The following is a 24,107-nucleotide window of genomic DNA, read 5'->3' on the forward strand; positions in this document are numbered from 1 at the left end:
AGAGGGGCGGGGCGCCCACCGGGCACCCCGCCCCTCTTCTCTCCGCCGAGATGCGGCGCGTCAGTTCTCCTGCTTGAGCAGCCGCTCCAGGATCTCCCGTGACTCGCGAGGAGACTCGGACTGTGCGCTGAGCCGGTCCATCACCGCGAGGTAATGGTCGACATCATCGCGCTTGTCCAGGTAGAGCGCGCTGGTCAGCTGCTCCAGATAGACGATGTCCGGCAGATCCGGCTCCAGGAACCGCAGGATCGTGATCGGACCACCGGCCGCCGCCAGGCCGCCGAGGCTGAACGGCGCGATCTGCAACGTGACATTCGGCAGCTCGGCCATCTTCAGCAGATGTCTGAGCTGACCTGCCATCACCTCAGGGCCGCCGAGCGGACGGCGCAGTGACGCCTCGTCGATCACGGCCCACACCCGCGGCGCGTCCGGGACGGTCAGCAGCTCCTGACGCTGTACGCGCAGCTGCACCCGCCGCTCGATCTCCTCCGGGGAGGACCGCGGATGCCCGAGCTGCGCCACCGCACGGGCGTAGTCCGCTGTCTGCAACAGGCCCGGCACGAACTGGACTTCGTACGTACGGATCACCGAGGCGGCTTCTTCGAGGCCGATATGCGTCTCGAACCAGCCGGGCAGCACATCGCCGTACTGATGCCACCACCCCGGACTGCTGGTCTTGCGGGCCAGCTTGAGGAAGTCGGAGCGGATCGCATCGTCCGTGACGTTATAGAGCGTCAGCAGATCGGCGACATCCCGCTCCTTGCAGCTCACCCGGCCGAGCTCCAGGCGGCTGATCTTCGCGTGCGAACCGCGGATGGCGTCCCCGGCGGCCTCCCGGGTGATGCCCGCCCCTTCACGCAGCCGGCGAAGCTGGGTGCCCAGCACGATACGCAGGACGGTCGGGCCGCCGCGCGGATGGTCCAGGTAGCGGCGCAGGGACGGATCGCTGCTCGGCTGCGCGGCGGTCATGCTGACTCCCCTGAGTGGTCGGGCGAGCGCCCAGTGTCCCACCGCCCCGAGCGGTTCGTACAGCCGGGGCGACTATCCGAACGACATATGCGCCAATCGCGGTGCGCATCTGTCAGTGGCCGGCGATGAGGTCGTCGAAGTCGCCGTCCTTGGCTCCCTGGACGAAAGCCACCATCTCGGCGCGGGTGTAGACCAGGGCCGGACCCGCGGCGAACCGCGAGTTGCGCACCGCCACCCCGCCGTCCGAAAGAACGGCCAGTTCCACACAGTTGCCGCTGGGGTTGCTGCGGCGGCTCTTGCGCCAGACGGCACCTTCGATGCTGGTCGCCTGCATGCCGTTGGTCACCGACTCCATATCAGCTGCTCCCTTGCTGGAGGTCGCTTCTCCGACCGTTTTCGAGCCTGCGATCACCTTGGCGTGAACGAGCCCCTGGGCGACCGTCCTTACTGATGTAATTGCAGATGCACTTGCATCATGGGACGGCTGCCGAGGATATTAGCTCTCCGAGGCAGTCCGGCCCAGCCCTGAAATCGCCCTCGCGGAGATGTTGATGACCACACATCCGGCAGAGACCGTGCACGACGCCCTTAGGGAGGAACCGCACGAGGACAGCTGGTGGATGCCCGCTCCCGACGGTTTCGCCGCCTGTGCCCTCAGCGGCTCCGCGCGCACCGTGCCGGAAGCCCGCCGGTTCACCCGGGCGACTCTCGCCGGCTGGCAGTTGTGCGCCGACGTGGCCGACGACGTGGCCCTGGTCGTCTCCGAACTCGTCAGCAATGCGCTGCGCTACGGCACGGCGCCCGGGGAGGACGAGGCCCGCGAGGTGCCCGCCCCCTTCTGCAACGCCTGGCTCGCCCTGACCCGGCAGAACGCCACGGTGCTGTGCGCGGTCTCGGACGCCGGCACCGGAGCGCCCGTCGTCAGGCCCCCGGACGCCCTGTCGGAATCCGGGCGCGGACTGCACATCGTCGACCAGCTGAGCGACGCCTGGGGCTGGACACCACCGGACCGCACCGGCAAGACGGTGTGGGCGACGGTGTCGATGCGCGGCTGAGGCGGGCCCGTACGGGGGGCGGGCCCGCCTCAGCGGAACACTTCACGGACCTGCCGTGTGTGACGATTCCCGGGTTGCCGTCACCCGAGCGGAAGGTCCGAGAAGCCGATGGATCTGCTGTCCCTGCGCTACTTCCGGGAGGTCGCGCGCCGAGAGCACATCAGCCGGGCCGCAGCGGAACTACGGGTGGCCCAGCCCTCGGTGAGCCGGACGATCGCCCGGCTGGAAGCGGAGCTGGGGGTGCCGCTCTTCGACCGGCAGGGCCGCACCATCCGGCTCAACCCCTGCGGCGCCGCCTTCCTGGCCCGGGTCGAGCGTGCGCTGGACGAACTCGACGACGCCCGCAGGGAGGCGGCCGACGCCGCCGGGCTCGACGACGGCTCCGTCGCCGTCGCCGCCGAGACCCTGCTGCCCCTCACCGAGCTGCTGGCCGCATTCCGTGCCGCCCATCCCGGTGTCACCGTCCGGTGCTTCCAGTCCACGCCCGAGGTGATGCGGGATCAGCTGCGGGCGCGGGAGGTGGACTTCTGCTTCGCCTCGCAGCCGCTGTCCGGGCCCGGTCTGGGCGCGGTGCGGCTGCTGCACGAAGAGGTGCTGCTTGCCGTGCCGGCCGGTCATCCGCTGGCCGGCCGGGGCCGGCTGACGCTCGCCGAGGTCGCCGAGGAACCCTTCATCACCACCCGGGCGGGTCACTGGCAACGGGCCCTGCTGGAGCGGCTGTTCACCGCGATCGGACGCCGCCCGGTGATCTCCTGCGAGGGCGACGAGCCGGGCGCCACACACTTCCTGATCGCGGCAGGTCTCGGTATCGGGCTGATGCCCTCGCTCGCCCGTGCCGATCTTTCCCGGACGCCGCTCGCCTGGCTGCACCTCGACACCCCCGACTGCGTACGGACCCTGAGTCTGGTCCGGCGCGAGGACAGCTATCTCTCCACGGCCGCCGCGCGGTTCCGTGACATGGCCGTCGCCCACTTCGCCGAGCGGGCGCAACGCACCATCCCGGCGGGGGAGTTGGGTGCAGGGGGATAGGTCAGACGTCGCGTCGGTCCGACCGGAGTTCTTGAGCGCTGGAGCATCGGGGAGGGCCGGGGCGTGACAGGGCCGGGGCGTGCGACGGCCGGGCGGCCGGACACCGCCCGGCCGTCGGCCTAGGCCTCGCCCGCCGCCCCGTCCCCCAGGCCGAAGGCCTCCAGCAGCCGCTCGGCCGCCAGGGTCGCGGTGAGCTCGCCGTCGCGGACGGCACGTTCGACATCGGGGCCCAGCCGGCGCACCTCGGGGTGCTCCTGGAGGCGGTCGATCAGCCGCTCGCGCACCATCGACCAGGTCCAGTCGACCTGCTGGGTACGGCGCCGTTCGGCCAGCGCACCGGTGGACTCCAGAAGGGTGCGATGCTGCTCGACCCGCTCCCAGAGCCCCTTCAGACCGGTGCCCTCGCGGGCGCTACAGGTCAGCACGGGGGGTGTCCAGGCCGCGTCCGGGGTGGGGGTCCCCCCTGCTCGAGCGTCGTCGAGAGCTTGGGGGCGCAACAGCCGCAGCGCACCGGCCAGTTCACGGGCCGCGGAGCGGGCGTCGCGCTCGTGCGGGCCGTCGGCCTTGTTGACGGAGACCAGGTCCGCCAGCTCCAGCACGCCCTTCTTGATGCCCTGGAGCTGGTCGCCGGTGCGCGCCAGGGTCAGCAGCAGAAAGGTGTCGACCATGCCCGCGACGGCGGTCTCGGACTGGCCGACGCCGACCGTCTCCACCAGGACCACGTCATAGCCCGCGGCCTCCATCACCACGATGGACTCCCGGGTGGCCCGCGCCACCCCGCCCAGCGTGCCGGACGTGGGGGAGGGGCGGACGAACGCCGCCGGATCCGTCGCCAGCCGCTCCATCCGGGTCTTGTCACCCAGGATGGAGCCGCCGGTACGGCTGGAGGACGGGTCGACGGCGAGCACCGCCACCCGGTGCCCGGCGCCGGTCAGCAGGGAACCGAGGGCGTCGATGAAGGTCGACTTGCCGACGCCGGGCACCCCGCTGATGCCCACTCTGCGGGCCGAGCCGGAGTACGGCAGCAGCTCGATCAACAGCCGCTGGGCCGCCGCCCGGTGGTCGGGCCGGGTGGACTCGACCAGGGTGACGGCGCGGGCGATCCAGGCCCGGGAGCCCGCGCGGACACCTTCGGCATACCGTTCGACATCGATCCTCGCAGGCATGCTCACCCGTTCACAGCTCGTGGCCCAGGACCGATGCCAGGTCCCGCACCAGATCGTGGGCGGCCTCGGGGATGACCGTGCCGGGCAGGAAGACCGCGGCGGCGCCCATGTCGCGCAGCGGCTGCACGTCCTGCGGCGGGATCACCCCGCCCACCACGATGGTGATGTCCTCCCGCTCCTCCGCGGCCAGCGCCTCCTTGAGCGCGGGCACCAGCGTCAGATGCCCGGCCGCCAGCGAGGACACCCCGACGATGTGGACGTCCGCCTCCACCGCCTGGCGTGCCACCTCGGCCGGGGTCTGGAACAGCGGGCCGACATCGACGTCGAAGCCCAGGTCGGCGAAGGCCGTGGCGATCACCTTCTGGCCGCGGTCATGGCCGTCCTGGCCCATCTTGGCCACCAGGATGCGCGGCCGGCGCCCCTCGGCGCGCTCGAACTCGGCCACCAGCGCCCGGGTGCGCTCGACACCGGAGGAGGGGCCCGCTTCGTCTCGGTACACACCGGAGATCGTACGGATCTGGCCGGAGTGCCGCCCGTAGACCGACTCCAGGGCGTCCGAGATCTCGCCGACCGTCGCCATGGCACGGGCCGCATCCACCGCCAGCGCCAGCAGATTGCCCTCCAGACCCTCGCCGGGACCGGACTTCGCCGCCGCCGTCAGCGCCTCCAGCGCCGTCCGGCAGGCGTCCTCGTCGCGCTCGGCCCGCAGCCGCTTGAGCTTCTCGATCTGCTGGGCGCGCACCGACGAGTTGTCGACCTTGAGGACGTCGATCTCCTCATCGGTCTCCACCCGGTACTTGTTGACGCCGATCAGCGCCTGCCGCCCCGAGTCGATCCGTGCCTGAGTACGCGCCGCCGCCTCCTCGACACGCAGCTTGGGGATGCCCGCGTCGATGGCCTTGGCCATCCCGCCGGCCGCCTCGACCTCTTCGATGTGCTGCCAGGCCCGCTGCGCCAGATCGTGGGTGAGCTTCTCGACGTAGGCGCTGCCGCCCCACGGGTCGATGACCCGGCAGGTGCCCGACTCCTGCTGGAGGAAGAGCTGGGTGTTACGGGCGATCCGGGCGGAGAAGTCGGTGGGCAGGGCGAGGGCCTCGTCGAGCGCGTTCGTGTGCAGGGACTGGGTGTGGCCCTGCGTCGCCGCCATCGCCTCCACACACGTCCGCGTGACGTTGTTGAACACGTCCTGCGCGGTCAGCGACCAGCCCGAGGTCTGCGAATGGGTGCGCAGCGAGAGGGACTTGGGGTTCTTCGGGTCGAAGCGCTGGACCAGCCGCGCCCACAGCAGCCGGGCCGCCCGCAGCTTGGCGATCTCCATGAAGAAGTTCATGCCGATCGCCCAGAAGAACGACAGCCGCGGCGCGAAGGAGTCCACGTCCATGCCCGCCGCCATGCCCGCACGCAGGTACTCCACCCCGTCCGCGAGGGTGTACGCCAGCTCCAGGTCGGCCGTCGCGCCCGCCTCTTGTATGTGGTAGCCGGAGATGGAGATGGAGTTGTAGCGCGGCATCTTCTGCGAGGTGTACGCGAAGATGTCGGAGATGATCCGCATCGAGGGCTGCGGGGGATAGATGTAGGTGTTGCGGACCATGAACTCCTTGAGGATGTCGTTCTGGATGGTCCCGGCCAGCTTCTCGGGCGCTACGCCCTGTTCCTCCGCGGCCACGATGTACAGCGCCAGCACCGGAAGCACCGCGCCGTTCATCGTCATCGACACGGTCATCTTGTCCAGCGGGATGCCCTCGAAGAGCTGCCGCATGTCATAGATGGAGTCGATCGCGACGCCCGCCATGCCGACATCGCCGGTCACCCGCGGGTGGTCGCTGTCGTAGCCGCGGTGCGTGGGCAGGTCGAAGGCGACCGACAGGCCCTTCTGGCCGGCCGCGAGATTGCGCCGGTAGAAGGCGTTGGACTCCTCGGCGGTGGAGAACCCGGCGTACTGCCGGATCGTCCAGGGCTGGTTGACGTACATCGTCGGGTACGGGCCGCGCAGATACGGCGTGATCCCCGGGTACGTCCCCAGGAAGTCCAGACCGTCGAGATCCTCGTCGGTGTACAGCGGCTTGACGTCGATGCCCTCCGGCGTCTCCCACGTCAGGTCCGCCACGCCCTTGCCGGTGGACTGCGCCACGGCCGCGGCCCACTCCCCGGTGTCACCGGCGGCGTCCGCGGTGACCGGGGCGCCCAGCTCGACCGTGCTGAAGTCCGGGATGGCGCCCGCTTGCTGTGTCGTGTCGTTCATCACGCCACCTCCATGACATCCAGGGCCGAGGACAGCACCTCGACCGCGTCGCAGCCCGCGAAGACAAAGGAGTCCACACCGGCCGCTACCCATTCCTCCCGGCGCTCACCCGGCTTGCCGGCCAGATGCACCCGCAGCGCCCCCGCCGACTTCAGCGCGGCCGCCACGGCCGCCGCCTGCTCGCCGTACACCGCATCGCTCGAACACAGGCAGGCGATCCGCGCGCCACTGCGGGCGAACGCCTCGGCCACCGACTCCGCATCCACCGGCGCGGGCTCCGCGACCGTCTCGATGCCGCCCGCCTGGAACAGATTGGCGGCGAACGCCACCCGCGCGGTGTGGGCCGCCACCGGGCCCAGCGCGGCCAGAAAGACCTTCGGCCGGGCCCCGCTCGCCGCCAGGTGGTCATCGGAGCGCGACCGCAGCCGCTCGTACGCGTCGTCCCTGCGCACCCGCGGCAGCCCGCCGCCGATCGGCGTGGGTGTCGGCTCGCGGTGTACCGGCGGCTCGGCGAGATGGGGGAACTCGCTGACACCGGTGATCGGTTCACGGCGGCGGGCGAGGTCTTCGGTGCGGCGCTCCCAGGTGCGGGCCAGCCGGCCGGCGATCATGCCGGAGCGCAGCGCGGCGGCCTGGCCGCCCGCGCCCTCGATCTCCTGGAACCAGGCCCAGGCCGCACGGGCCAGTTCGTCGGTGAGGCTCTCCACGTACCAGGAGCCGCCCGCCGGGTCGATCACCTTCGACAGGTGCGACTCCTCCAGCAGCACGGACTGGGTGTTGCGGGCGATCCGGCGGGCGAACGCGTCGGGCACGCCCAGCGCGGCGTCGAACGGCAGCACCGTCACCGCATCCGCGCCGCCCACGCCCGCGGACAGCCCGGCGACCGTGGTGCGCAGCATGTTCACCCACGGGTCCCGACGGGTCATCATGACCGTGGACGTGACGGCGTGCTGGCGCTGCGCCGACGCGGCGGGCGAGGCCCCGCAGACCTCGGCGACCCGGGCCCACAGCCGGCGGGCCGCGCGCAGCTTGGCGATCGTCAGGAACTGGTCGGCGGAGGCGGCATAGCGGAACTCCAGCTGCCGGCAGGCGTCGTCGACACCGATGCCGGCTGCCGTCAGCTGCCGCAGATAGGCGACGCCGGTGGCCAGCGAGATGCCCAGCTCCTCGGCGGCCGAGCCGCCCGCCTCGTGGTACGGCAGCGCGTCGACGGCCAGCGCCCGGATGCCGGGCGCCTCGGCGGTGCAGCGGGCGGCCAGCCGGGCGGCCGACTCCAGCTGAAGGCGCAGCTTGGCGTCGTCGCCCGTACGGGCCAGCAGGCCGAGCGGGTCGGCGCCCAGGCATCCGGCCGCCTCGCTCAGCGGTGCGCCGGACGCGGTGTACAGCCGCAGCAACTCCTCGGCGGCGGGCGCGAAATCGGCGCCCGCGTCCAGTACCACCGCGGCCAGGTCCAGATAGACGCCGTCGAGCGTCTGCTCCAGACCCTCCACCGGCACCCCGCCGTCGCCGACGGTCAGCCAGACCGAGGTGACGCCGTTCTCCAGATCGGCCAGCACCGATTCATTGGCGCGCCGCGGATCGGTGTGGACATGGCGCTGGCGTACGTCCCACCCGGCGACGGAGGTGCCCTCGGGCCGGCCGGCCCGTACGAACGGCGGGAAGCCCGGATGGCCCAGGGAGGCCGTGCCGTCCTCGGCGGTGTAGAGCGGGCGGATGCGGATGCCGTCCTGGAGATCGGTGGCGAGCGCGTCCTCGGCGGCGGTGCCCGTCGCCTCGGTGACGCCCGATTTGCGCAGCACGCCTTCGACGAGGCGCTGCCACTGCTCTCGATCGGCATCGGGGAAGGCGGCGGCCAGGGGGAGTTCGGGGGACTCGGCGGTCATGGCAGCAGGCTAGGCGAACGACCGTTAGCTGGAGCAGGGGCTCCAGCTGTGACGTTGCACTCGTTGACCTCCCATGGATCTTCATATTTATGCGTCGGAAGGGGCAGGTGGGGCGGGTCGTCCGTATGGCACGGAGTCATCTTTTTCCGTACCGGACGCGCCGCCCCGGGACACGCGGCGGCGGTTCAGTACGGTGGCGCGGCACCGACCGAGGAGCGCCATGTCCAAGGGGCCGATGATCCGCACCGCGGCCGTCGCCGCCCTGCTTCTCGGCGTCGCGCCCCTGTGGGGGCTGCCGCGGGCAGCTCCCTCCGGCCGGGCCGCGGACTGCGCGGGGCGCCGGATCGCCTCCTGGTCCGTAGATTCCTGGCATACCGCGGAATTCGCTCGTTATGGCGATGACAACGCCCGTATGGACGACTGGACCGGCGGCGACGGCACCCACTCGGTGCGCCTTCCCGACGGCCGCACCCTCTGGCTCTTCTCCGACACCTTCCTCGACCGGATCCAGCCGCCGCCCAACCCGCAGGGGCAGAAGCACCGTTGGCGCACCGCCGACACCGGTGTCCCGCTGCTGCGGCACAACTCCGCCGTGGTGATGTCCCGTTCGGGCCGGCTGGAGCGCACCCTGACCGGCGGCCCCGCCGCGGGAGCACCTGGACCGTTCTTCCCCGACCCGCCCGGTGGTGGCTGGCGCTGGCCGGTCCGCGCGAGCGTGGAGCCCCGTACGCCCGGCGCACCCGAGAAGGTCGTCCGGGTGCTGCTGTGGCACCGCGCGCCCGGAACCGGACCGTGGATCTTCGGCGTGCCGCACGCCACTGAGGTCGCCACGCTGTCGCTCCCCGCGCTGCGCCTCGAAGGCATCACGGAGACCGTCGGCCCGGCCTCCGTCGCGGACCCGGGTCGACGCGTCCTCTACGGGGCGGCGGCGGTCCGCGACGGCGGCTGGACCTACGTCTTCGGCAGCGATGACCCGCCCTCGTCACCCGCCTCCAGCGCCTTTCTCGCGCGGGTCCCGGCCGGGCGGCTCGCGGACCGCGGCAGCTGGCGGTTCCGGGACGGCGCCCACTGGCGGCGGCAGGCCGGGCGGGCCGGACCGGTGCTGCGGGCCGGCGGCCGGCGCGGCGTCGGCAGCGCCTTCAGCGTCGTGCGCGACGGTCCGGCCTGGGTGCTGATCACCATGGACACCGGGGGAGACGGCGCGGCGGGGATGCGGGCGCTCACCAGCTACTGGTCCTGTTCACCGTTCGGCCCCTGGCACGGGCCGAACGGCCGCCTCACCCCGCCCCGCCCGCCGGCCCCCGACCCGCAGCATGTCGCCGTCTACAACCCCCAGATACACCCGGAATTCACGGCAAACGGGGAGTTTCTGCTCAGCTACGACGTCAATTGGCTCGGCCCGCCCGGCGTCCCGGCCGACCCCCGGGTCAACGGCGATGTGGAGCTCTACCGGCCGCGCTTCCTGCGCGTACGGATGGGGCCCGCCGGGCGGTGACGACGGCGGGGCCGGGCGCTGGGTGTGGAGCGGTGCGCCTGGTCGCCGACGGGCCGGCCCGGACCGCGTCCGCGCTTCAACTCCCGTGCTCCTGGCGCCACTTACCGGCCACCTCGTCGATGTCGAACGGTGCGAGATGCAGCGGCGGGCCTTCGAGCGGCGTACGGAGCGCCGCGTCGATCCGCTCGTTGACCGCGGTCAGGATGCGGCGCAGCGCGGCCTCGGTGGGAGCCTGGACCGCCGCCTCCAGGGCGTCCTCGGCCTCCTTGCGCAGTACGAGGCTCGGTGGCAGACAGGAGAGATTCTCCCGGCTCATCTTGTCCTTGATCCACCACATCTCGTCATATGGCTGGTCGAGATGGGGGAGCGGCTTGCCGGCACCGGAGAGGTGGGCGAATTCGCCGCGCTCCGTCGCCTCGCGGATCTGTTTGTCGATCCAGGTCTCGAAGCTGACACCGGGGGGTTTGCGCTCGGTCATCGCGTGAGTCTCCCGAGGTTTCCGGGGCTGGTCGGCCGTTCCTCTTCCGGACGCGGTGCGGGGCGGGCGGATGCCCGTCTTCACGATAACGCCGGGCGGGCCCGTGGGGGCGGCCGGTCAGCCCGTCGGGCCCGGTTCCACGTCCGTCGGGCCCGCGTCGGTCCCGCCCGTGGCGGTCCGGGTCGGGGCGGGCGAGGCGGTGCGGGTCGGGCTCGGCTCGACGACGGGGAACGCGTTGTTGCCGCCGCACACCATGGGCCCGATACGGGCGGAGTCGCCCGCGAGCGTCACCGTGACCTCTTCCGGCGGCCTGTTCCCGGGCACCTGCGCGTTGGCCGCGGTGCACACCAGCTGGTTCAGCGAGGCGGAGTCCAGCCCCTTGGCGTTGATCGGCAGGGTGATCTCGACGCTGCCCGTACGGGTGGCGGCGGTCAGCGGTCCGGGGAACTTCGACAGCACGCTGGACAGGCCGCGCATCCGCTCGGCGTGATTCGGTCCCTTCAGCAGGATCTCAAGGGCCTGCTCCGGATCGGCCGGTGTCTTCGCCCGCCGGGTCGCGGAGCGCAGCCCGGACGGTCCGTAGAAGAACAGCTGGACCTCGGCCTCGGGCTGGCCCGGCGACTTCACGCCGGTGGCGGGCTCGCCGGCGTCGATGACATCGGTCGGCGCGATACCGCAGCCGGCCAGCACACCGGCCAGGGTTCCGGTGAGGACACAGGCCAGCCCAGCGGTGAACGCCCCGGTCAGCGCCCGCCGCCGGGCCCGCGTCGCACGGAGGGCGTTCAGCGCGTTCCGGGCGTTCGTGGCGCTCATGCGTGGGTCTCCTTCCCGGCTTCGGGGAGTGCGCCGCCCCGGTCGTCGTCCGCGGTCCGCTCCCCGGCGGCCCGGTCGTCGTCCGCGGTACGGGCCCCTGCACCCCCGTCGTCGTCCGGGGTCCGTTCCCCGGCCGCCCAGACGTCGTCCGGCGGGCCGGAGTCCCCGACGGCCGTCGGCTCGCCCGCCTCCTCGTGGCGCAGCGGCAGATCCACCGTGAACACCGCGCCGCCCCCGGGGGCGTTGGCGGCGCGCATGGAGCCGCCGTGCAACCGTACGTTCTCCTGGGCGATGGCCAGCCCCAGGCCGCTGCCCTCCGAGCGGGCGCGGGCGGAGTCCGCCTTGTAGAAGCGGTCGAAGACATGCGGCAGGACCTCGGGGTCGATGCCGGGGCCGCTGTCGGAGATCTCGATCAGCAGCCGGTCCGCGCCCGGCTCGGGGGCGTGCAGCCGTACCCGGACCGGCTCGCCGCCGTGGTGCAGGGCGTTGCCGACCAGGTTGGCGACCACCACATCGAGCCGCCGTGGGTCGAGCCCGGCCCGTACGTTCGCCGGCAGGTCCGCCGACACCCGCTTCTGCCAGGCCCTGGCCTGAAGGGTCTTGCGGATGGTCTCGGCGACGTCCACCTCGTCCAGATGCAGCGCCGCGGCCCCCGCGTCGAACCGTGACACCTCCATCAGGTCCTCCACCATCCGCGCCAGCTTCCCGGTCTCCTGGCTGATCAGCCGGACCGCGGAGGCGGTGTCGGGGTCGAGGGAGTCGGCGTCCTCGTCGAGCACATCGGTGACCGCGGACATCGCCGCGAGCGGCGTCCGCAGCTCGTGGGAGACATCGGCCGCGAACCGCCGGGCGTTGGACTCCAGCCGGCGCAGCTCGGCCATGCTCTCCTCCAGCCGTGCCGCCATGTCGTTGAACGTCTGGGACAGATCAGCGAGTTCATCGGCGCCCTTGACCTCCAGCCGGGTGTCCAGCTTGCCCTCGGCTATCCGCCCGGCGGCCTGCCGCAGCCCCCGGACGGGCCGGAGCACACCGCGCGCGGCGAGCAGCGCCGGGATCACGGTCAGCACCAGCACCGGCAGCGCGCCCCGCTGGGCGGCGGTCACCAGGGCCTCGACATTGGTCTCCTCGTCGTACAGCGGGAGTTGGGCATAGACGGAGAGCGGGGAGGCATGGCCGTCGGTCTGCCGCACCGGCATCCCGATCAGCAGATAGGGGTCCCCGTCGCGCTCCACGCGTTGGAAGACCGGTACATGGCGCTTCTCCACCGACCTCTTGAGGTCGTCAGGCATCACGATATCGCTCCGCAGGCTTCCCGCGCCGCTGTCCCGCATGCCGCGGTAATGCACCGAAATGCCCCAGTCCCGAGCCTTTCCGGAGCGCTCCAGCTGGACGCGGAGGGAGTCCAGGTCGGCCTGCGACGGTGGCACCGGGAGCTCGGGTGCCAGCGAATTGACCTGCGCCCGCAGATCGTTGACGGCGGTGTCCTGGGCGCTCTGGAGGATGGCGTTACGGGCCTCCTGGTAGGTCAGCAGCGCGGTGGTCAGCGCACTGACCGCGGCCACCACCAGGAATCCCACGACGAGCCGGGCCCGCAGTCCACGCAGCAGCTGGGGGTTCCCGTGCCGGAGACGGGGGAGGTCCGCCCAGCGGCGGGGGCGCTTCACAGGGGTCCGAAGCGGTAGCCGAAGCCGCGCACGGTCTGGACGTAACGGGGGCTGCGCGGGGTGTCCTCTATCTTCGTCCGCAGCCGCATGACGCAGGCGTCGACCAGCCGCGCATCACCGTGGTAGCTGTGCTCCCACACGTGCTCCAGCAGCTGCTGGCGGCTGAAGACCTGCCCCGGGGTGGCGGACAGGAACAGCAGCAGTTTCATCTCCGAGGGGGCCAGCGCCAGGTCCTTGCCGCCCTTGCCGACGACCAGACCGGCGCGGTCTATGGCCAGTTCGCCGTAGGTCTCGACCGGGGACGGGCCCCGCTCGGCGACGGCCGGGGCGCCATCGGCCGGCGGCGCGGTACGGCGCAGCACCGCACGGATGCGTGCTTCGAGGACCTCACCGCGGGCCGGCTTGACGATGTAGTCGTCGGCCCCGGCCTCCAGTCCGAGCACCACATCGAGGTCGTCGCCACGGGCGGTGAGCATGATGATCGGCAGCTGCCGATCGGCGCGGATCAGCCGGCAGACCTCGAAGCCGTCCTTGCCCGGGAGCATCAGATCCAGCAGCACGATGTCCGGGCGGAAGCCCGGCAGGACATCGAGACCCTCCTCGCCGCTGGCCGCTGCGGCCACTTCGTGGCCGCGCCGCCGTAGGGCCAGGGACACTCCGTCCCGTACGGCGGCGTCGTCCTCGATCAGAAGTACACGTGGCATGGGTCCAGTATCAATAAGTTTCATGATGGATCGGTAACAGGAGCAGCCTGCCCGAACTCTGCTGCATCTCACGTGGTGCAAGGCGGTGCGTGGCACACACACCCACCGCCGTCGGTACGCACACGAGCACGGTATGAGGGACGGGATCGGGATGGCACGGCGCTTCGGCATGCAGAGCGGCATCATCGGGGTGGCTGCGGCGGCAGTGGTCTCACTCGCGGTTGCGGGGACGCTCGCGTTCGGCAACTTCGGATCGGCCTCCCAGGCCGAGGCGGAAGGCGTCGGGGCCAAGGCCAAGCGGGCGGCCCCCGTCGCACCGGTCGATTCCTCCATCGTGCACGCCTCGGACCGCCCCGGCCGCAGCCTGAACATCACCATCGACGACGGCCCGGACCCGGTCTGGACCCCGAAGGTGCTCGACGTGCTGAAGAAGTACAACGTCAAAGCGGTCTTCTGCATGATCGGCCCGCAGGCCGAGGCGCACCCGGACCTGGTCAAGAAGGTGGTGGCCGCCGGGCACAAGCTCTGTGACCACACCATCAGCCACAACACCGGCATGGATCACCAGCCGGAGAGCTACCAGTCGCAGCAGATACTCGACGCGCAGAAGATGATCGAGGACGCGGCGGGCGGCGCGCAGGTCGAGTACTACCGCGCCCCTGGCGGCGCCTTCACGCCCTACAGCCGGCAGCTGGCCGCGAAGCAGGGTATGCGCCCGCTGGGCTGGAACGTCGACAGCAAGGACTTCGAGGGCGGCACCGTCGAGCGCATCAAGGCAACGGTGCGCGGCGAACTCCCCAAAGGGCCCACGATCCTGTTCCACGACGGCGGGGGTGACCGCTCCCGGACCGTCGATGCGCTGGACGGGCTGCTGCCGTGGTTGCAGCAGCAGGGTTACGGGTTCGGGTTCCCGAAGCGCTGAGGGATGACCGGGAAGCCCCGCCGTCCGCCTGCTCGACCGCGGGCGGGGCGGGGCTTTCCGGTTTTCGCGGGCTTGGCCGGGCCGTGTCGGACACCCCGGGGACGACGGTCTCCTCCCCCCGGCCCTACGCCGTGAACACCTCGCCCTGCTCCATGGCGTGCCCCACGCTCGGCCTCCCGCCGTGTCCCATGCCGTGCCTCATGCTCCGCCTCACGCCGCGCCGAACAGCTCCGCGAGGCCGCGCTCCATGCCGAGGTGCGCCAGCTCGCCGCCCGCGGGCACGGCCTCGTAGGAACGGGCGAGGAACAGCCGGACATCCGCGGTCTTCAACTGGACCATGGCGATGCCCTCCTCGGCGTGGAACTCCATCACCGTGCGGTCCGGGCCGGACGGACGCACCCGCACATCGCCCCGCCCAGCAGGCGCCCGCAGCCCCTCGTCGAGCAGCTCGCGGGCGAACGCCCAGTCCACGGCGGAGCCGTCCAGCGAGATCTCCGGTGGGAAGAACATCCGTACCGCCAGCGGATCGGCGGGCTGATAGTGCAGCACCGCCGGCACTGCATGCGGGCCGAAGGTGGTGGCGATGAGGCGGACCTGGACGGCTTGGTCGATGACTGGGTTCATCGCGCTGCTCCCTCACGGCTGCCGGGTCATGGGCAATGGCTCGTCCAGTAGGACGGTGTGCCCGCGCTCGCCGTGCACGCGACATGTGTGTGATGTATCTCATGTTGCCGCGGCGTTGTCCGGCGGTCCGCCGCACGCCGTGAGCGGGGCGTCCCCACCGGAACGGTTGTCAGCCGGCCAACAGTAAGGACGCATCCCTCACGTGCAGTTCCCCCGCCGCTACGGCAGTCGCTGCTCCGGCAGATGTGCCGATGTCCCGGGGTGCGTCAGGAACTCCTCCAGGATCCCCGGGGCCGCCGCCGCGGCGAAGCGCGGGGCCTCGGCGGCCGCGAGGTCAGGGAGGCGATAGCCGTCCTCGCCCGCCGCGACCGCCGCGGTGAGCGTGACCAGACCGGCCCGGCGGCTGAACGGCGAAGTGGAGAACGTCCAGGCCGCGATGGCCTCGCGCTGGAGGGCGAGGGTGTCGCGGCTGAAGGTGCCCGAGCGGGCGACCAGATACGGGCCGTCCACGCCGTGCCCCAGATTGCGGTACGCGTCCCGGGCCAGCCACAGCACGACCGCCGTGCTGACCACCGCGTAGATCCAGGCGCAGTGCAGCAGTACGGGGGTGAACGCGGCGCCGAGAGCGGCGAGGACGGCGGTGCCGGGCAGCACCGCCCACAGCAGCCCGCGCACCCGGCGCCGGCGAAGGGCGACGCGGGGGTGCGCTGCCAGCGCTGCCGGCGACGTGCTTCCCGGGAAGGGTGACCGCAGGGCGCCGCCCGCCACCCGCAGCGCCTCCGGACGGGGCGCCGGCGGCAGCAGCCCGCTGCGCTTGCGGTTCTCCTCGTGGTTGCCCAGGCCTCCCGCTACGGCCCGTACCAGGGCCCCGCCACCGGCTCGCAGCAGCAGCGGTTCGCGCAGCAACACTCCGCGCAGCCGGGCCCGTTCGATGGTGACCGAGCGGGTGGTGAACAGGCCGCGGCGCACCCGCAGAGTGCGCGCGTCGGTCCACTCCAGGCAGTAGTTCCACCAGTTCTCGATGTACAGGGCGAGGGCGCCGACCGAGCCGAGGGCGAGGACGACGAGCAGCGCGACCGGAACCGTCAGCCAGAGCGCGCTCGCACCGAATTCGGTGAACGCCCGCTGGACGAAGCCGAGTTTCCAGGCCTCGATGCCGATGCCGTCCAGGACCCGGTAGGCCGAACCGGCCACCACGAACACCCCGCCGACGACCCAGAAGGTGAGCGGCGCATACCGCAGCCAGCGCCAGCTGATACGGGCCACCACGGGGTCGTTCGCGACCGCCTCGGCATCCGCGTACGCGAGCAGTTCCGCACGCAGCCGTTCCGCCTCCGGAACGGCGAGCGCCTCCAGCGACAGCTCGCTGCGGCCGTCCCCCGAGCCCGCCGTACCGGCCCGCAGCACGGTGACACCCAGCAGCCGGTGCAGCGGTGACGCCGTCAGATCGACGGTGCGGATGCGGTGCAGCGGCACACTGCGCAGCCGCCGGGTCAGCAGCCCGCTGCGTACGTCGAGGGTGAGGGCCGGGTGTCCGTGGCTTCCGTCGACGGAACCCTCTCCCGTGCCGTCCGCACTCCGGGGGAGGGCGACACGGAACTCCGTACGGGCCCAGCGGATCAGGCCGATCGTGGTGACGACGGCGAACGAGGCGGCGATGGCGGCGAGCGTGAACCAGGCCCCGGTGGTGATCCGGCCCCCGGTGGCCAGCGCCGTCAGCGCCAGCGAACCGAGCGGTGCGGCCATCCAGCCGCAGTGCACCAGAAGGGTGCGCGGATCCAGCCGCCGCCACTGGGCCGTGACGGAGGGGGTGGCGGGGTGTGTGCTGGGTGTGGCGGATGCGTCGGGGTGCGCGCTGGGCGTCCCGGGGGTATCGGGGTGTGCGCCGGGTATGCCGGATACCTCCGGAAGTGGGCCGGGTATGCCGGGGTGTGTGCCGCGTACGGTGCGGTCCACTCCGGGTGCGTCGTGGGCCGTGCCCGGGACCTCGGGTTCCAGGGGCGCGCTCATGCGGCATCACCCGGTACGTCCTGCGCCGCCTCGCCGATCCGCCGGGACAGTTCCTCGGCGTCCGCGTCGGACAGCCCCGCGATCTTGATGTCGCCCGCGGTCGAGGCGGTGGTGACGGTCACCGTCGCGAGCCCGTACCGCCGTTGAAGCGGGCCGCGCACCGTGTCCACCGTCTGCACCCGGGTCAGCGGTGCGATCCGCCGCTTCTGCCAGAACCAGCCGCCGGCCGCGTAGACCGCCCGCTCGCCCAGCTCCCAGGCGTGCACCGCGTACCGCCACCGCGGCATGACCGCGAGGTAGCCCACGGCCGGCAGGACGAGCACGACCAGCAGGAGCGGGCCCAGCCACGGCAGTGCGCCCGGGAAGAAGAGGAGGGACAGGACCGCCATGGTCAGTGCGGTGAGCAGCATCGGACCGCTGAGCGTCAGCAGTGCCTGGACCGTCCACCAGCGACGGGCCCGGGGATCGACACGGTGGCGGGGCGGGCGCAGCAGTGGGGCGGCAGGCTCGGGCATGAGGGGTCACCGGTTTCCAAGTCAAGCGTATTGAGTGGCGATACGTTATAACGGTACAAGCGACTTGTAAAAGCGGGCCGGGTCTCCCGAGCCGGAGCCACGTGCGAGGGACCGCGCACTGTATGAGGGAGGTCATCCGTGCCCAAGAAGGTGGACCACGAAGCCAGGCGCCAGGAGATCTCCGAGGCGCTGTGGCGGATCGCGAGTACCCGCGGGCTGGACGGCGCGAGCCTGCGCGATGTCGCCGCGGAGGCCGGTATCTCGCTCGGGCGGCTCCAGCACTACTTCCGCACCAAGGACGAGATGCTCGTCTTCGCCCTCCAGCACATCAACCGGCTCGCCGCGGACCGGATTCGCGCCCGCATCGAGTCGCTGACCGAGGAGCCGACGCCCCGCCAGGTGCTGCGGGCCTGTCTGTCGGGCATGCTGCCGCTGGACGACAAGAGTCGCATCGGGCTGCTGGTCGGTGCCGCCTACTTCGCCCGCGCCATCCATGACGAGGCCCTGCGCGCCGAGGCCGAGAGCGGCATCCCTCAGCTCCGTGCCTTCTTCGCCGACCAACTGCGGCTGGCCGCGGACCGCGGTGAGCTGCCACCGGAACGCGCCACCGAGGACGAGGCGATGCTGCTGATCAGCACGGCCGACGGCCTCGCCACCTACGTCCTGCTGGGTGTGCACGACCCCAGCACCGCGCTACGGCTGCTGGATCTGCATCTGGCGAACCTCTTCGGGGCGGAGCGGGCCGCGGAAGGGCCGACGTCCTCCGGCCGCGGGGTGGATGCGGCACCTGCGTCCGGAGGGGGCGGGGTGCCGCGTTCGTCCGGAGGGGGCGGAGTGCCGCGTTCGTCCGGAGAAGGGGAGGTGTCGCCCTCGTCGGGAGGAGGGGAGGCGCCGTCTTCATCCGCCGGGGATCGCCCGGTATCGGCGGCGGAGCGGGCTTGAGGGGAGTGCGCGCCGAACTCGTATGTGCGACGGCCTCGATGGAGCGCCTCTTCGCCGCCGGCGCCCGCATCTTCGCTTTCGCCTGCGCCTGCGCCTTCGCTTTCGACTCCGCCTTTGTCTTTGCCTTCAGGGGCGAGTCCTACGCCTCGCGCAACAGGGCGACGAGATCGGCCTCGACATCCAGGTGTCCCGCCTCGTCGCCCTTGGCGACGAGTTGGTAGGACCGGGTCAGGAAGGCCCGCAGCTCGTGTACGTCGAACTGCACCACCGCCATGCCGCTGACGGCGTGGAACTCCACCACCACGTCATCGGAGTCGTACGGCCAGATCTGCACATCGCCCGCCCCGGCCGGCTCGCTCAGGCCCTCCTCCAGCAGGTCCCGCCCGAACGTCCACGTCACCTCCGCGCCGTCCAGCGACGCGGCGGGCGGAAAGACCAAATGCACCGCGAACGGATCGGCGCGGTCGTAACGCAGGCTCGCCGGAATCACCTGTGACCGGGGAGCGGTCGCGATGAGACGGGCCTGAACGGCTTGATCGATGACGCTGGACATCGCCGGCTCCCTTGCATTCGGTGCGGATCGTTGGGTCTTTGACCACTAGGACGCGTAGGGCATCCCACCAGGTGCATTGGATTCCTGCGTGACCTGCGTCACGGACCTTTGAATGTACGCATATGCCCTCTTTGCTGTGCGCCCGGAGCGGGTGACCGGGCCTCAAGGGCGTGAAGTGATGGACCGTCAGGTGCTTCGGGGCCGTCAGGCGCGTCGGCGCGGGGGCGTGTGGGCGCGTCGGTGGCGTGTCGGCGGGGCCTTGACAGCGCGTTGGTGGTGCGTTGGCGGTGCGCCGTAATCGCGACCCCGTCGGCTGCCGGTGGCTCGGGCTGTTGCCGCGGGCGGGGACGGTCGGCTGGGGGCGGCTGCGCTCGACCGCGAGCGAGGGGCGGTCTGGACGGCGCGGGCGGGCTGGGCTAGCTTCCAGCCCAAAACCAGAGCGGGGTGGGGCGAATGCGGCGCACGGGACGCTTGTTGTGGGAGAGCTCGGACAGGGACACGAGGCGGGCGCGGCGCACACGGAAAGCCCGGCGCTGGGCGGCCGTAACGGCCGGCGCGGCGGCGCTCGCCACGATGGCATCCGGCCCGGCGTCCGCCGCCCGGCCGACGGACACCGACACGTACGGACCCACATACGCGAGTGCGCACGGAACCACGTACGGGAATCCGCCGGAAACCACGTACGAGAATCCGCATGGAACCGGGGACGCGGGTTCGTACGGAAGCAGGTATGTGCGGTCGTACGGAACCAGGGAGGCGCGTTCGTACGCGGCGGCACCGGCTTCGGCCGGCGAGCCGGTCTCGGCGGCGTCGCTCACCACCCCGCACGCCGGCTGGCGGCTCAAGGACAGCGGCAGCACCGCCCGTTTCCGGGGTCTGGCGGCCGTCAGCCGCACGACGGCCTGGGTCGCCGGCACGGCGGGCACCGTGCTGCGCACCCACGACGGCGGCAAGCACTGGAGGGACATCTCCCCGCCCGGCGCCGGGGAGCTGGAGTTCCGCGACATCGAAGCGCTTGATGCACGCCGCGCGGTCGTCCTCGCGATCGGCGAGGGCGAGGCCTCACGCGTCTTCCGCACCGACGATGCCGGTGCCACCTGGACCGAAAGCTTCCGCAACACCGACCCTCGTGCGTTCTACGACTGCCTGACGTTCTTCGACCGGCGGCACGGCATCGCACTCAGCGATCCCGTCGACGGCAGGTACCGCATCCTGTCCACCGCGGACGGGGGCCGCAGTTGGCGCGTACTGCCGTCGGACGGCATGCCGTCGGCCCAGAAGGGCGAAGCCGCGTTCGCCGCCAGCGGTCAGTGTCTGGTGTCGGCGGGCAGCCGTGATGCCTGGATCGCGACCGGCGGGGCGGCCACCGCCCGCGTCCTGCACACCGCCGACCGCGGCCGTACCTGGTCGGTCACCGACACCCCCATCCCGGCGGGCGACCCGGCCCGTGGCGTCTTCGCGCTCGCCTTCCGCGACCGCACCCACGCCCTCGCGGTCGGCGGCGATTTCCGCCCCGACCAGCCCTCGCCCCATGCCGCCGCGGTCAGCAATGACGCCGGCGCCACCTGGACACCGGCCGCCGAACCCCCGAAGGCCTATCGCTCCGGCGCCGCCTGGCTCCCGCATTCCCGGCGCCTCGCCGTGGCGGTCGGCCCGTCCGGCAGCGATCTGACACTCGACGCGGGCCGCACCTGGCACACCTTCGACAACGGTTCGTACGACACCGTCGACTGCGCCCCTGACCTGGGATGTTGGGCCGCCGGCGAGCGGGGCCGGATCGCACGACTGGAGCCGTGACGGCGAGCCTGACGCGGAACGGGCGCGCCGACTCGGCGCGGCGGACGGGCTGAGGAGGGGCTGAGGAAGGGGGGGCGAGGGTCCGGTCGGCCGGGTCGGGGTGGCCGGCCCGGGTGGCGGACGGGGCGAGGGTCCGGCCGGTCGTACCGGGGTGGCCGACCGGGTGGCGGACGGGGCGCGGGCCCCGGGCGTCTGACGGTCTGCTGGCTGCCCGTCGGCCGCCGCGGCCCCGACCCCACCCCGGGTCCATCCTCACCAGGGCAACCCTCGCCACCCCGGTTCGCCGCCCCTAGTCGGTTTCGCCCTCTGGCGAGGTTGCCTCTTGGCCAGGTGGGCCTCTTGGCCAGGTCGAGCCCCGCCGGGTTCGCCGCCGCCCCGTTGGGGCCTTGGCCCCACTACGCCTACTGGGGGCACCTGGGGCACCTGGGGCGCCCGGGGGGCACCGCCCACCCACGGGCGCCTTCCTCACTCCATCAGGCTGCCGAGCCGTCCCTCCAGCACCACCAGCAACTCGCCTAGCGCCTCGGAGAGTTCCTCCTGCCGCTGATCGCCGATGCCGTCGAGCAGCGCCGCCTCGTACCGCAGCTGTTCGGGCAGCAGCTGGTCGATGGTCTCGCGTCCTTCGTCGGTGAGCGAGAGATGCGCGACGCGGCGGTCCCGGTCGTCGGGGCGGCGGGAGATCAGCCCACGCTCTTCCAGCTGCCGTACGCGTTTGGTCACCGCGGCACCGGACGCAAAGGTCTCGCGCGCCACCCGCCCGGGGGTCAGCTCGCGGTCCATCCGGCGCAAGGTGCCGAGGATGTCGAACTCGGGACGGGTGAGCCCGGCCTTCCGCAGCGGCGCATCGGCCGCCTGCTGAAGCAGCGCGGAACAGCGGTTGAGCCGCCCGATCACCGCCATCGGGCCGGTGTCCAGCCCGGGGTGCACCTGCTGCCACTGGCGCAGCACCCCCGCGACGATGTCCTCGGTCACCCGCACACTCCTCTCGGCCATGCCGTATGCCCTAGCCGTACGCCCCTAATTGTGCCTGCCGCAGGCCGCCTGACCCGCGCCGGGCGGGCGTACGGGTCAGGCGGCCGGTACCGGTGCCGAGCGCCGCCGTACGAGACCGGCCAATGCCCGGTGGCCCTGCTGCTCGGCATCGGCGATCCGCTCCTCCGGAAGGGCGCGCTGCCACCACTCGCCGGCTGCCACGTCCACCGCCTCGCGAAGCTCGACCAGGCCACCGGCCAGCCGGTCACGGGCCCAGCCGGCCTCCCGGGCGTCGTCCGCCCCGGGCGTGGGCCCCGTCGTGAGGAGCCGCGACGCGGCGGACTCCGCAGCCGTGACCCGCTCCAGGGCCACCTCGATACGGTCGGCGGCCCGCCGGTTGGTGACGAGCACGCAGCAGGCCAGGCCCACCGCCGCGCCCACCACGGTGTCGATCCAGCGGTCCGCGATCAGCGTCCTCGCCGGCAGCCGACTGCCGAATTCGGTCAGCAGCAGTGCCATCGGCGTGACCCACACCGAGCCGAGCCAGTAGTTACGGGTGATGCAGGCCTCCGCGCCGAGCTGGCAGGCCAGCGCCAGCACGATCATCGCGAGCTGCCCGGCGTGCAGCAGGGGCAGCAGTGCGGTGTAGAGCAGCAGACCGAGCAGGTTGCCGAGCGTGCGTTGCAGCGCCCGCTGCCAGGAGAGCGTGGTGTTGGCCTGGTAGATCGAGGCCGCGGTGACCACGGCCCAGTACGGATGGCCGACGCCGACGGCCATCGATGCCCAGCCCGCCAGCACACCCCCGGCGGCAACCCGTGCGCCTATGGGCAGCAGTGGTGACCCGGGCGCGAGCCGGGCGAGCACCCCGGGGCGACCGGGCGCGGGCCGCCGTGGTTCCCGCGCCTCGTCGGCGACGCCCACCAGCTCCTCGGTCTCCGCGGCCGAGAGCGCGATCTCAGGCAACGGCCGCCCGCTGCGCAGCTCACGCGCCCAGCCGGTGAGCCGCTCGGCTTCCGCCGCCGCGGACCGGGGTTCGTGCCCGAGCGCCGACTCGGCACGCACCAGCAGTCGTTCGAGCCCGGCTCGCGCCGCGGCCTGCGCCGGTGTGTGCGCCGGGACCAGGAACAGCGTGTGCCAGGCGGCGTTCACGGCGGCCGCCGCGGCATGCCGGGCCTGTGCCACACCGGCCGGTTCCACGCCGCCGGGGTCAGGTTCCGTACGCAGCAACCCCGCAGCGGCCTCCAGTGCGCGGGCGGTGGCGATCCGTTCCGGCCCCCGCGGCCGCATCAGCGCCGGCGCCATGCAGACCAGCCAGGCGAGCCCCCCGGCGCCGAGCGCGAGCACAAGGTGCAGGGGCACCTGGCCGAGGTGCTGCGGCACGAAGAATGCCGACGCGGCGATGAACGTCAGGATGAGGTTTCCCGGCGGGCCGATGCGCGTGGCGTCACAGACCATTTTGTGGACCGCGGCCACCAGCGAGGCCAAGACGACGAGCAGCGCGGTCGAGGTGGTCAGCGAGGCGGCGGTCAGCGCGACGCCGAGGCCGGCGACCATGCCGAGCACCACCCACAGCAGCGTGCGGGCGCGTGCTGCGTACGGCAGACCGTGCGCGTAGAGGGCGCACATCGCCCCGGCCGAGGTGTACAGGATCAGATCCAGCCGGCCCAGGGCGAACAACGCGAAGTCGGGGATCGCCAGCGCCGCCACCGCGCTGAGTGCCGGTTTGTGCCAGATGTCGACGGGGCGGCGCAGCCGCACGGCGCTCCTGATCGGCAACGGCCGGACGCGCACCGCGCTCCCCGGCGCCGTGCGCGCGCTCTTCCCGGCCGGTCTGGCGTGCTTCCCCATACGAGAAGGTTAGCAGGTGTTTTACTAGTGAAATACCCACCTCTCGCGTCCGGCCGTACCGATAGGCGCCACGCACGCAACCGGAACCAGGTGCCCTGTAAGGAACGGCACCCAGGCGCTATGTAAGGAGACGACGAACGGGAGCGGCAAGAGGGAGGCGGTGAGGGGAGGGGAGGGGAGAGTCGGCGCGGGGCAGTGGGGGCAGTGGCGGCAGGGATGGCAGTGGGGACAGCAGGGGGATCGGGGACAGTGCGGGGAGCGGGGGAGATGAGTGGCAGCGCGAGGCCGCGGCCACGGCAGCGCAGATGACAGAGGGGGGCGACAGAGGGGGACGGCGGCGAGGGACGGAAGCGAGGTGCGGCAGGCAGGGACGGAAGCAAGGGACGGCGGGGAGGAACGACAGAGCAAGACGGCGGGGAGCAACGA

General features: G+C 72.1%; 21 protein-coding genes. 6 read left to right on the forward strand and 15 right to left on the reverse strand.

All coding sequences use genetic code 11. From position 1 onward, the window contains the following. Positions 1-60 precede the first annotated feature (60 nt). Together M8I34_RS11455 and M8I34_RS11460 are read right to left on the reverse strand one after the other, a co-directional pair. A complete protein-coding gene (locus tag M8I34_RS11455) occupies positions 61-969 on the reverse strand; it encodes a helix-turn-helix transcriptional regulator (protein ID WP_250049316.1) in 909 nt (302 codons plus the stop codon). A gap of 112 nt (positions 970-1,081) precedes the next feature. After that, the gene (locus M8I34_RS11460) at positions 1,082-1,324 is read right to left on the reverse strand and encodes a DUF397 domain-containing protein (RefSeq protein ID WP_244417844.1); all 243 of its coding nucleotides are present in this window, start codon (positions 1,322-1,324) and stop codon (positions 1,082-1,084) included. 196 nt (positions 1,325-1,520) lie between these two features. Between M8I34_RS11460 and M8I34_RS11465 the strand changes: the two genes are divergently transcribed. Both M8I34_RS11465 and M8I34_RS11470 read left to right on the forward strand, forming a co-directional pair. Beyond that, positions 1,521-2,024 (forward strand): ATP-binding protein, encoded by a 504-nt coding sequence (locus M8I34_RS11465; RefSeq protein ID WP_250049317.1) that lies wholly within the window; start codon positions 1,521-1,523, stop codon positions 2,022-2,024. A gap of 108 nt (positions 2,025-2,132) precedes the next feature. Further along, positions 2,133-3,053 carry a LysR family transcriptional regulator gene (locus M8I34_RS11470; RefSeq protein WP_250049318.1) on the forward strand — a complete coding sequence of 307 codons (921 nt, stop codon included), beginning with the start codon at positions 2,133-2,135 and terminating at the stop codon, positions 3,051-3,053. Between the two features lie 119 nt (positions 3,054-3,172). On the opposite strand, the gene meaB is transcribed toward M8I34_RS11470, so the two are convergent. From meaB to M8I34_RS11485, 3 genes are read right to left on the reverse strand one after another with little or no spacing between them, the layout of a single operon-like run. Further along, positions 3,173-4,219, reverse strand: a complete 1,047-nt coding sequence (gene meaB / locus M8I34_RS11475) for a methylmalonyl Co-A mutase-associated GTPase MeaB (RefSeq protein WP_250049319.1) — start codon at positions 4,217-4,219, stop codon at positions 3,173-3,175. Between the two features lie 10 nt (positions 4,220-4,229). Then, positions 4,230-6,461 (reverse strand): methylmalonyl-CoA mutase, encoded by a 2,232-nt coding sequence (gene scpA, locus M8I34_RS11480; RefSeq protein ID WP_250049320.1) that lies wholly within the window; start codon positions 6,459-6,461, stop codon positions 4,230-4,232. Further along, complete coding sequence (locus tag M8I34_RS11485) at positions 6,461-8,344, reverse strand: methylmalonyl-CoA mutase family protein (protein ID WP_250049321.1); 1,884 nt, start codon at positions 8,342-8,344, stop codon at positions 6,461-6,463. Before M8I34_RS11485 ends, scpA begins: the two co-directional genes overlap by 1 nt. A gap of 220 nt (positions 8,345-8,564) precedes the next feature. On the opposite strand from M8I34_RS11485, the gene M8I34_RS11490 reads away from it, so the two are divergent. Further along, complete coding sequence (locus M8I34_RS11490; RefSeq protein ID WP_250049322.1) at positions 8,565-9,839, forward strand: hypothetical protein; 1,275 nt, start codon at positions 8,565-8,567, stop codon at positions 9,837-9,839. Between the two features lie 76 nt (positions 9,840-9,915). On the opposite strand, the gene M8I34_RS11495 is transcribed toward M8I34_RS11490, so the two are convergent. The 4 genes from M8I34_RS11495 to M8I34_RS11510 form a co-directional block, all read right to left on the reverse strand. Next, complete coding sequence (locus tag M8I34_RS11495; protein ID WP_250049323.1) at positions 9,916-10,317, reverse strand: DUF1992 domain-containing protein; 402 nt, start codon at positions 10,315-10,317, stop codon at positions 9,916-9,918. A gap of 117 nt (positions 10,318-10,434) precedes the next feature. Further along, a complete protein-coding gene (locus M8I34_RS11500) occupies positions 10,435-11,130 on the reverse strand; it encodes a hypothetical protein (protein WP_250049324.1) in 696 nt (231 codons plus the stop codon). Then, positions 11,127-12,794: a HAMP domain-containing sensor histidine kinase gene (locus M8I34_RS11505; RefSeq protein ID WP_250049325.1), complete on the reverse strand. Its 1,668-nt coding sequence runs from the start codon at positions 12,792-12,794 to the stop codon at positions 11,127-11,129. The genes M8I34_RS11500 and M8I34_RS11505 overlap by 4 nt, the downstream gene beginning before the upstream one ends. After that, positions 12,791-13,498, reverse strand: a complete 708-nt coding sequence (locus M8I34_RS11510; protein ID WP_250049326.1) for a response regulator transcription factor — start codon at positions 13,496-13,498, stop codon at positions 12,791-12,793. The genes M8I34_RS11505 and M8I34_RS11510 overlap by 4 nt, the downstream gene beginning before the upstream one ends. Before the next feature lie 133 nt (positions 13,499-13,631). On the opposite strand from M8I34_RS11510, the gene M8I34_RS11515 reads away from it, so the two are divergent. Beyond that, on the forward strand, positions 13,632-14,420 hold the full coding sequence (locus tag M8I34_RS11515) for a polysaccharide deacetylase family protein (RefSeq protein ID WP_374210888.1): 789 nt from the start codon (positions 13,632-13,634) through the stop codon (positions 14,418-14,420). 210 nt (positions 14,421-14,630) lie between these two features. Here the strand turns inward: M8I34_RS11515 and M8I34_RS11520 are convergent, their stop codons facing one another. From M8I34_RS11520 to M8I34_RS11530, 3 genes are all read right to left on the reverse strand, one after another. After that, positions 14,631-15,044, reverse strand: a complete 414-nt coding sequence (locus M8I34_RS11520; RefSeq protein ID WP_244417833.1) for an SsgA family sporulation/cell division regulator — start codon at positions 15,042-15,044, stop codon at positions 14,631-14,633. Between the two features lie 219 nt (positions 15,045-15,263). Continuing rightward, the gene (locus tag M8I34_RS11525; RefSeq protein WP_250049327.1) at positions 15,264-17,054 is read right to left on the reverse strand and encodes a PH domain-containing protein; all 1,791 of its coding nucleotides are present in this window, start codon (positions 17,052-17,054) and stop codon (positions 15,264-15,266) included. Further along, entirely contained in the window at positions 17,051-17,569 is a 519-nt protein-coding gene (locus M8I34_RS11530; protein WP_250049328.1) for a PH domain-containing protein, read from the reverse strand. The genes M8I34_RS11525 and M8I34_RS11530 overlap by 4 nt, the downstream gene beginning before the upstream one ends. Positions 17,570-17,707: 138 nt before the next feature. On the opposite strand from M8I34_RS11530, the gene M8I34_RS11535 reads away from it, so the two are divergent. After that, positions 17,708-18,511: a TetR/AcrR family transcriptional regulator gene (locus M8I34_RS11535; protein WP_250049329.1), complete on the forward strand. Its 804-nt coding sequence runs from the start codon at positions 17,708-17,710 to the stop codon at positions 18,509-18,511. Between the two features lie 139 nt (positions 18,512-18,650). On the opposite strand, the gene M8I34_RS11540 is transcribed toward M8I34_RS11535, so the two are convergent. Then, a complete protein-coding gene (locus tag M8I34_RS11540) occupies positions 18,651-19,064 on the reverse strand; it encodes an SsgA family sporulation/cell division regulator (protein WP_250049330.1) in 414 nt (137 codons plus the stop codon). A 573-nt stretch (positions 19,065-19,637) separates the two neighbouring features. On the opposite strand from M8I34_RS11540, the gene M8I34_RS11545 reads away from it, so the two are divergent. Next, complete coding sequence (locus tag M8I34_RS11545; protein ID WP_284050217.1) at positions 19,638-20,861, forward strand: oxidoreductase; 1,224 nt, start codon at positions 19,638-19,640, stop codon at positions 20,859-20,861. A 465-nt stretch (positions 20,862-21,326) separates the two neighbouring features. Here M8I34_RS11545 and M8I34_RS11550 read toward each other — a convergent pair whose 3' ends face one another. Together M8I34_RS11550 and M8I34_RS11555 are read right to left on the reverse strand one after the other, a co-directional pair. Next, complete coding sequence (locus tag M8I34_RS11550; protein ID WP_030983864.1) at positions 21,327-21,833, reverse strand: MarR family winged helix-turn-helix transcriptional regulator; 507 nt, start codon at positions 21,831-21,833, stop codon at positions 21,327-21,329. Between the two features lie 96 nt (positions 21,834-21,929). After that, positions 21,930-23,681: an FUSC family protein gene (locus M8I34_RS11555; RefSeq protein ID WP_250049332.1), complete on the reverse strand. Its 1,752-nt coding sequence runs from the start codon at positions 23,679-23,681 to the stop codon at positions 21,930-21,932. Between the last annotated feature and the right edge of the window lie 426 nt (positions 23,682-24,107).

Source organism: Streptomyces sp. MCA2 (assembly GCF_023544705.1).
Taxonomy (GTDB): Bacteria; Actinomycetota; Actinomycetes; order Streptomycetales; family Streptomycetaceae; genus Streptomyces; species Streptomyces decoyicus.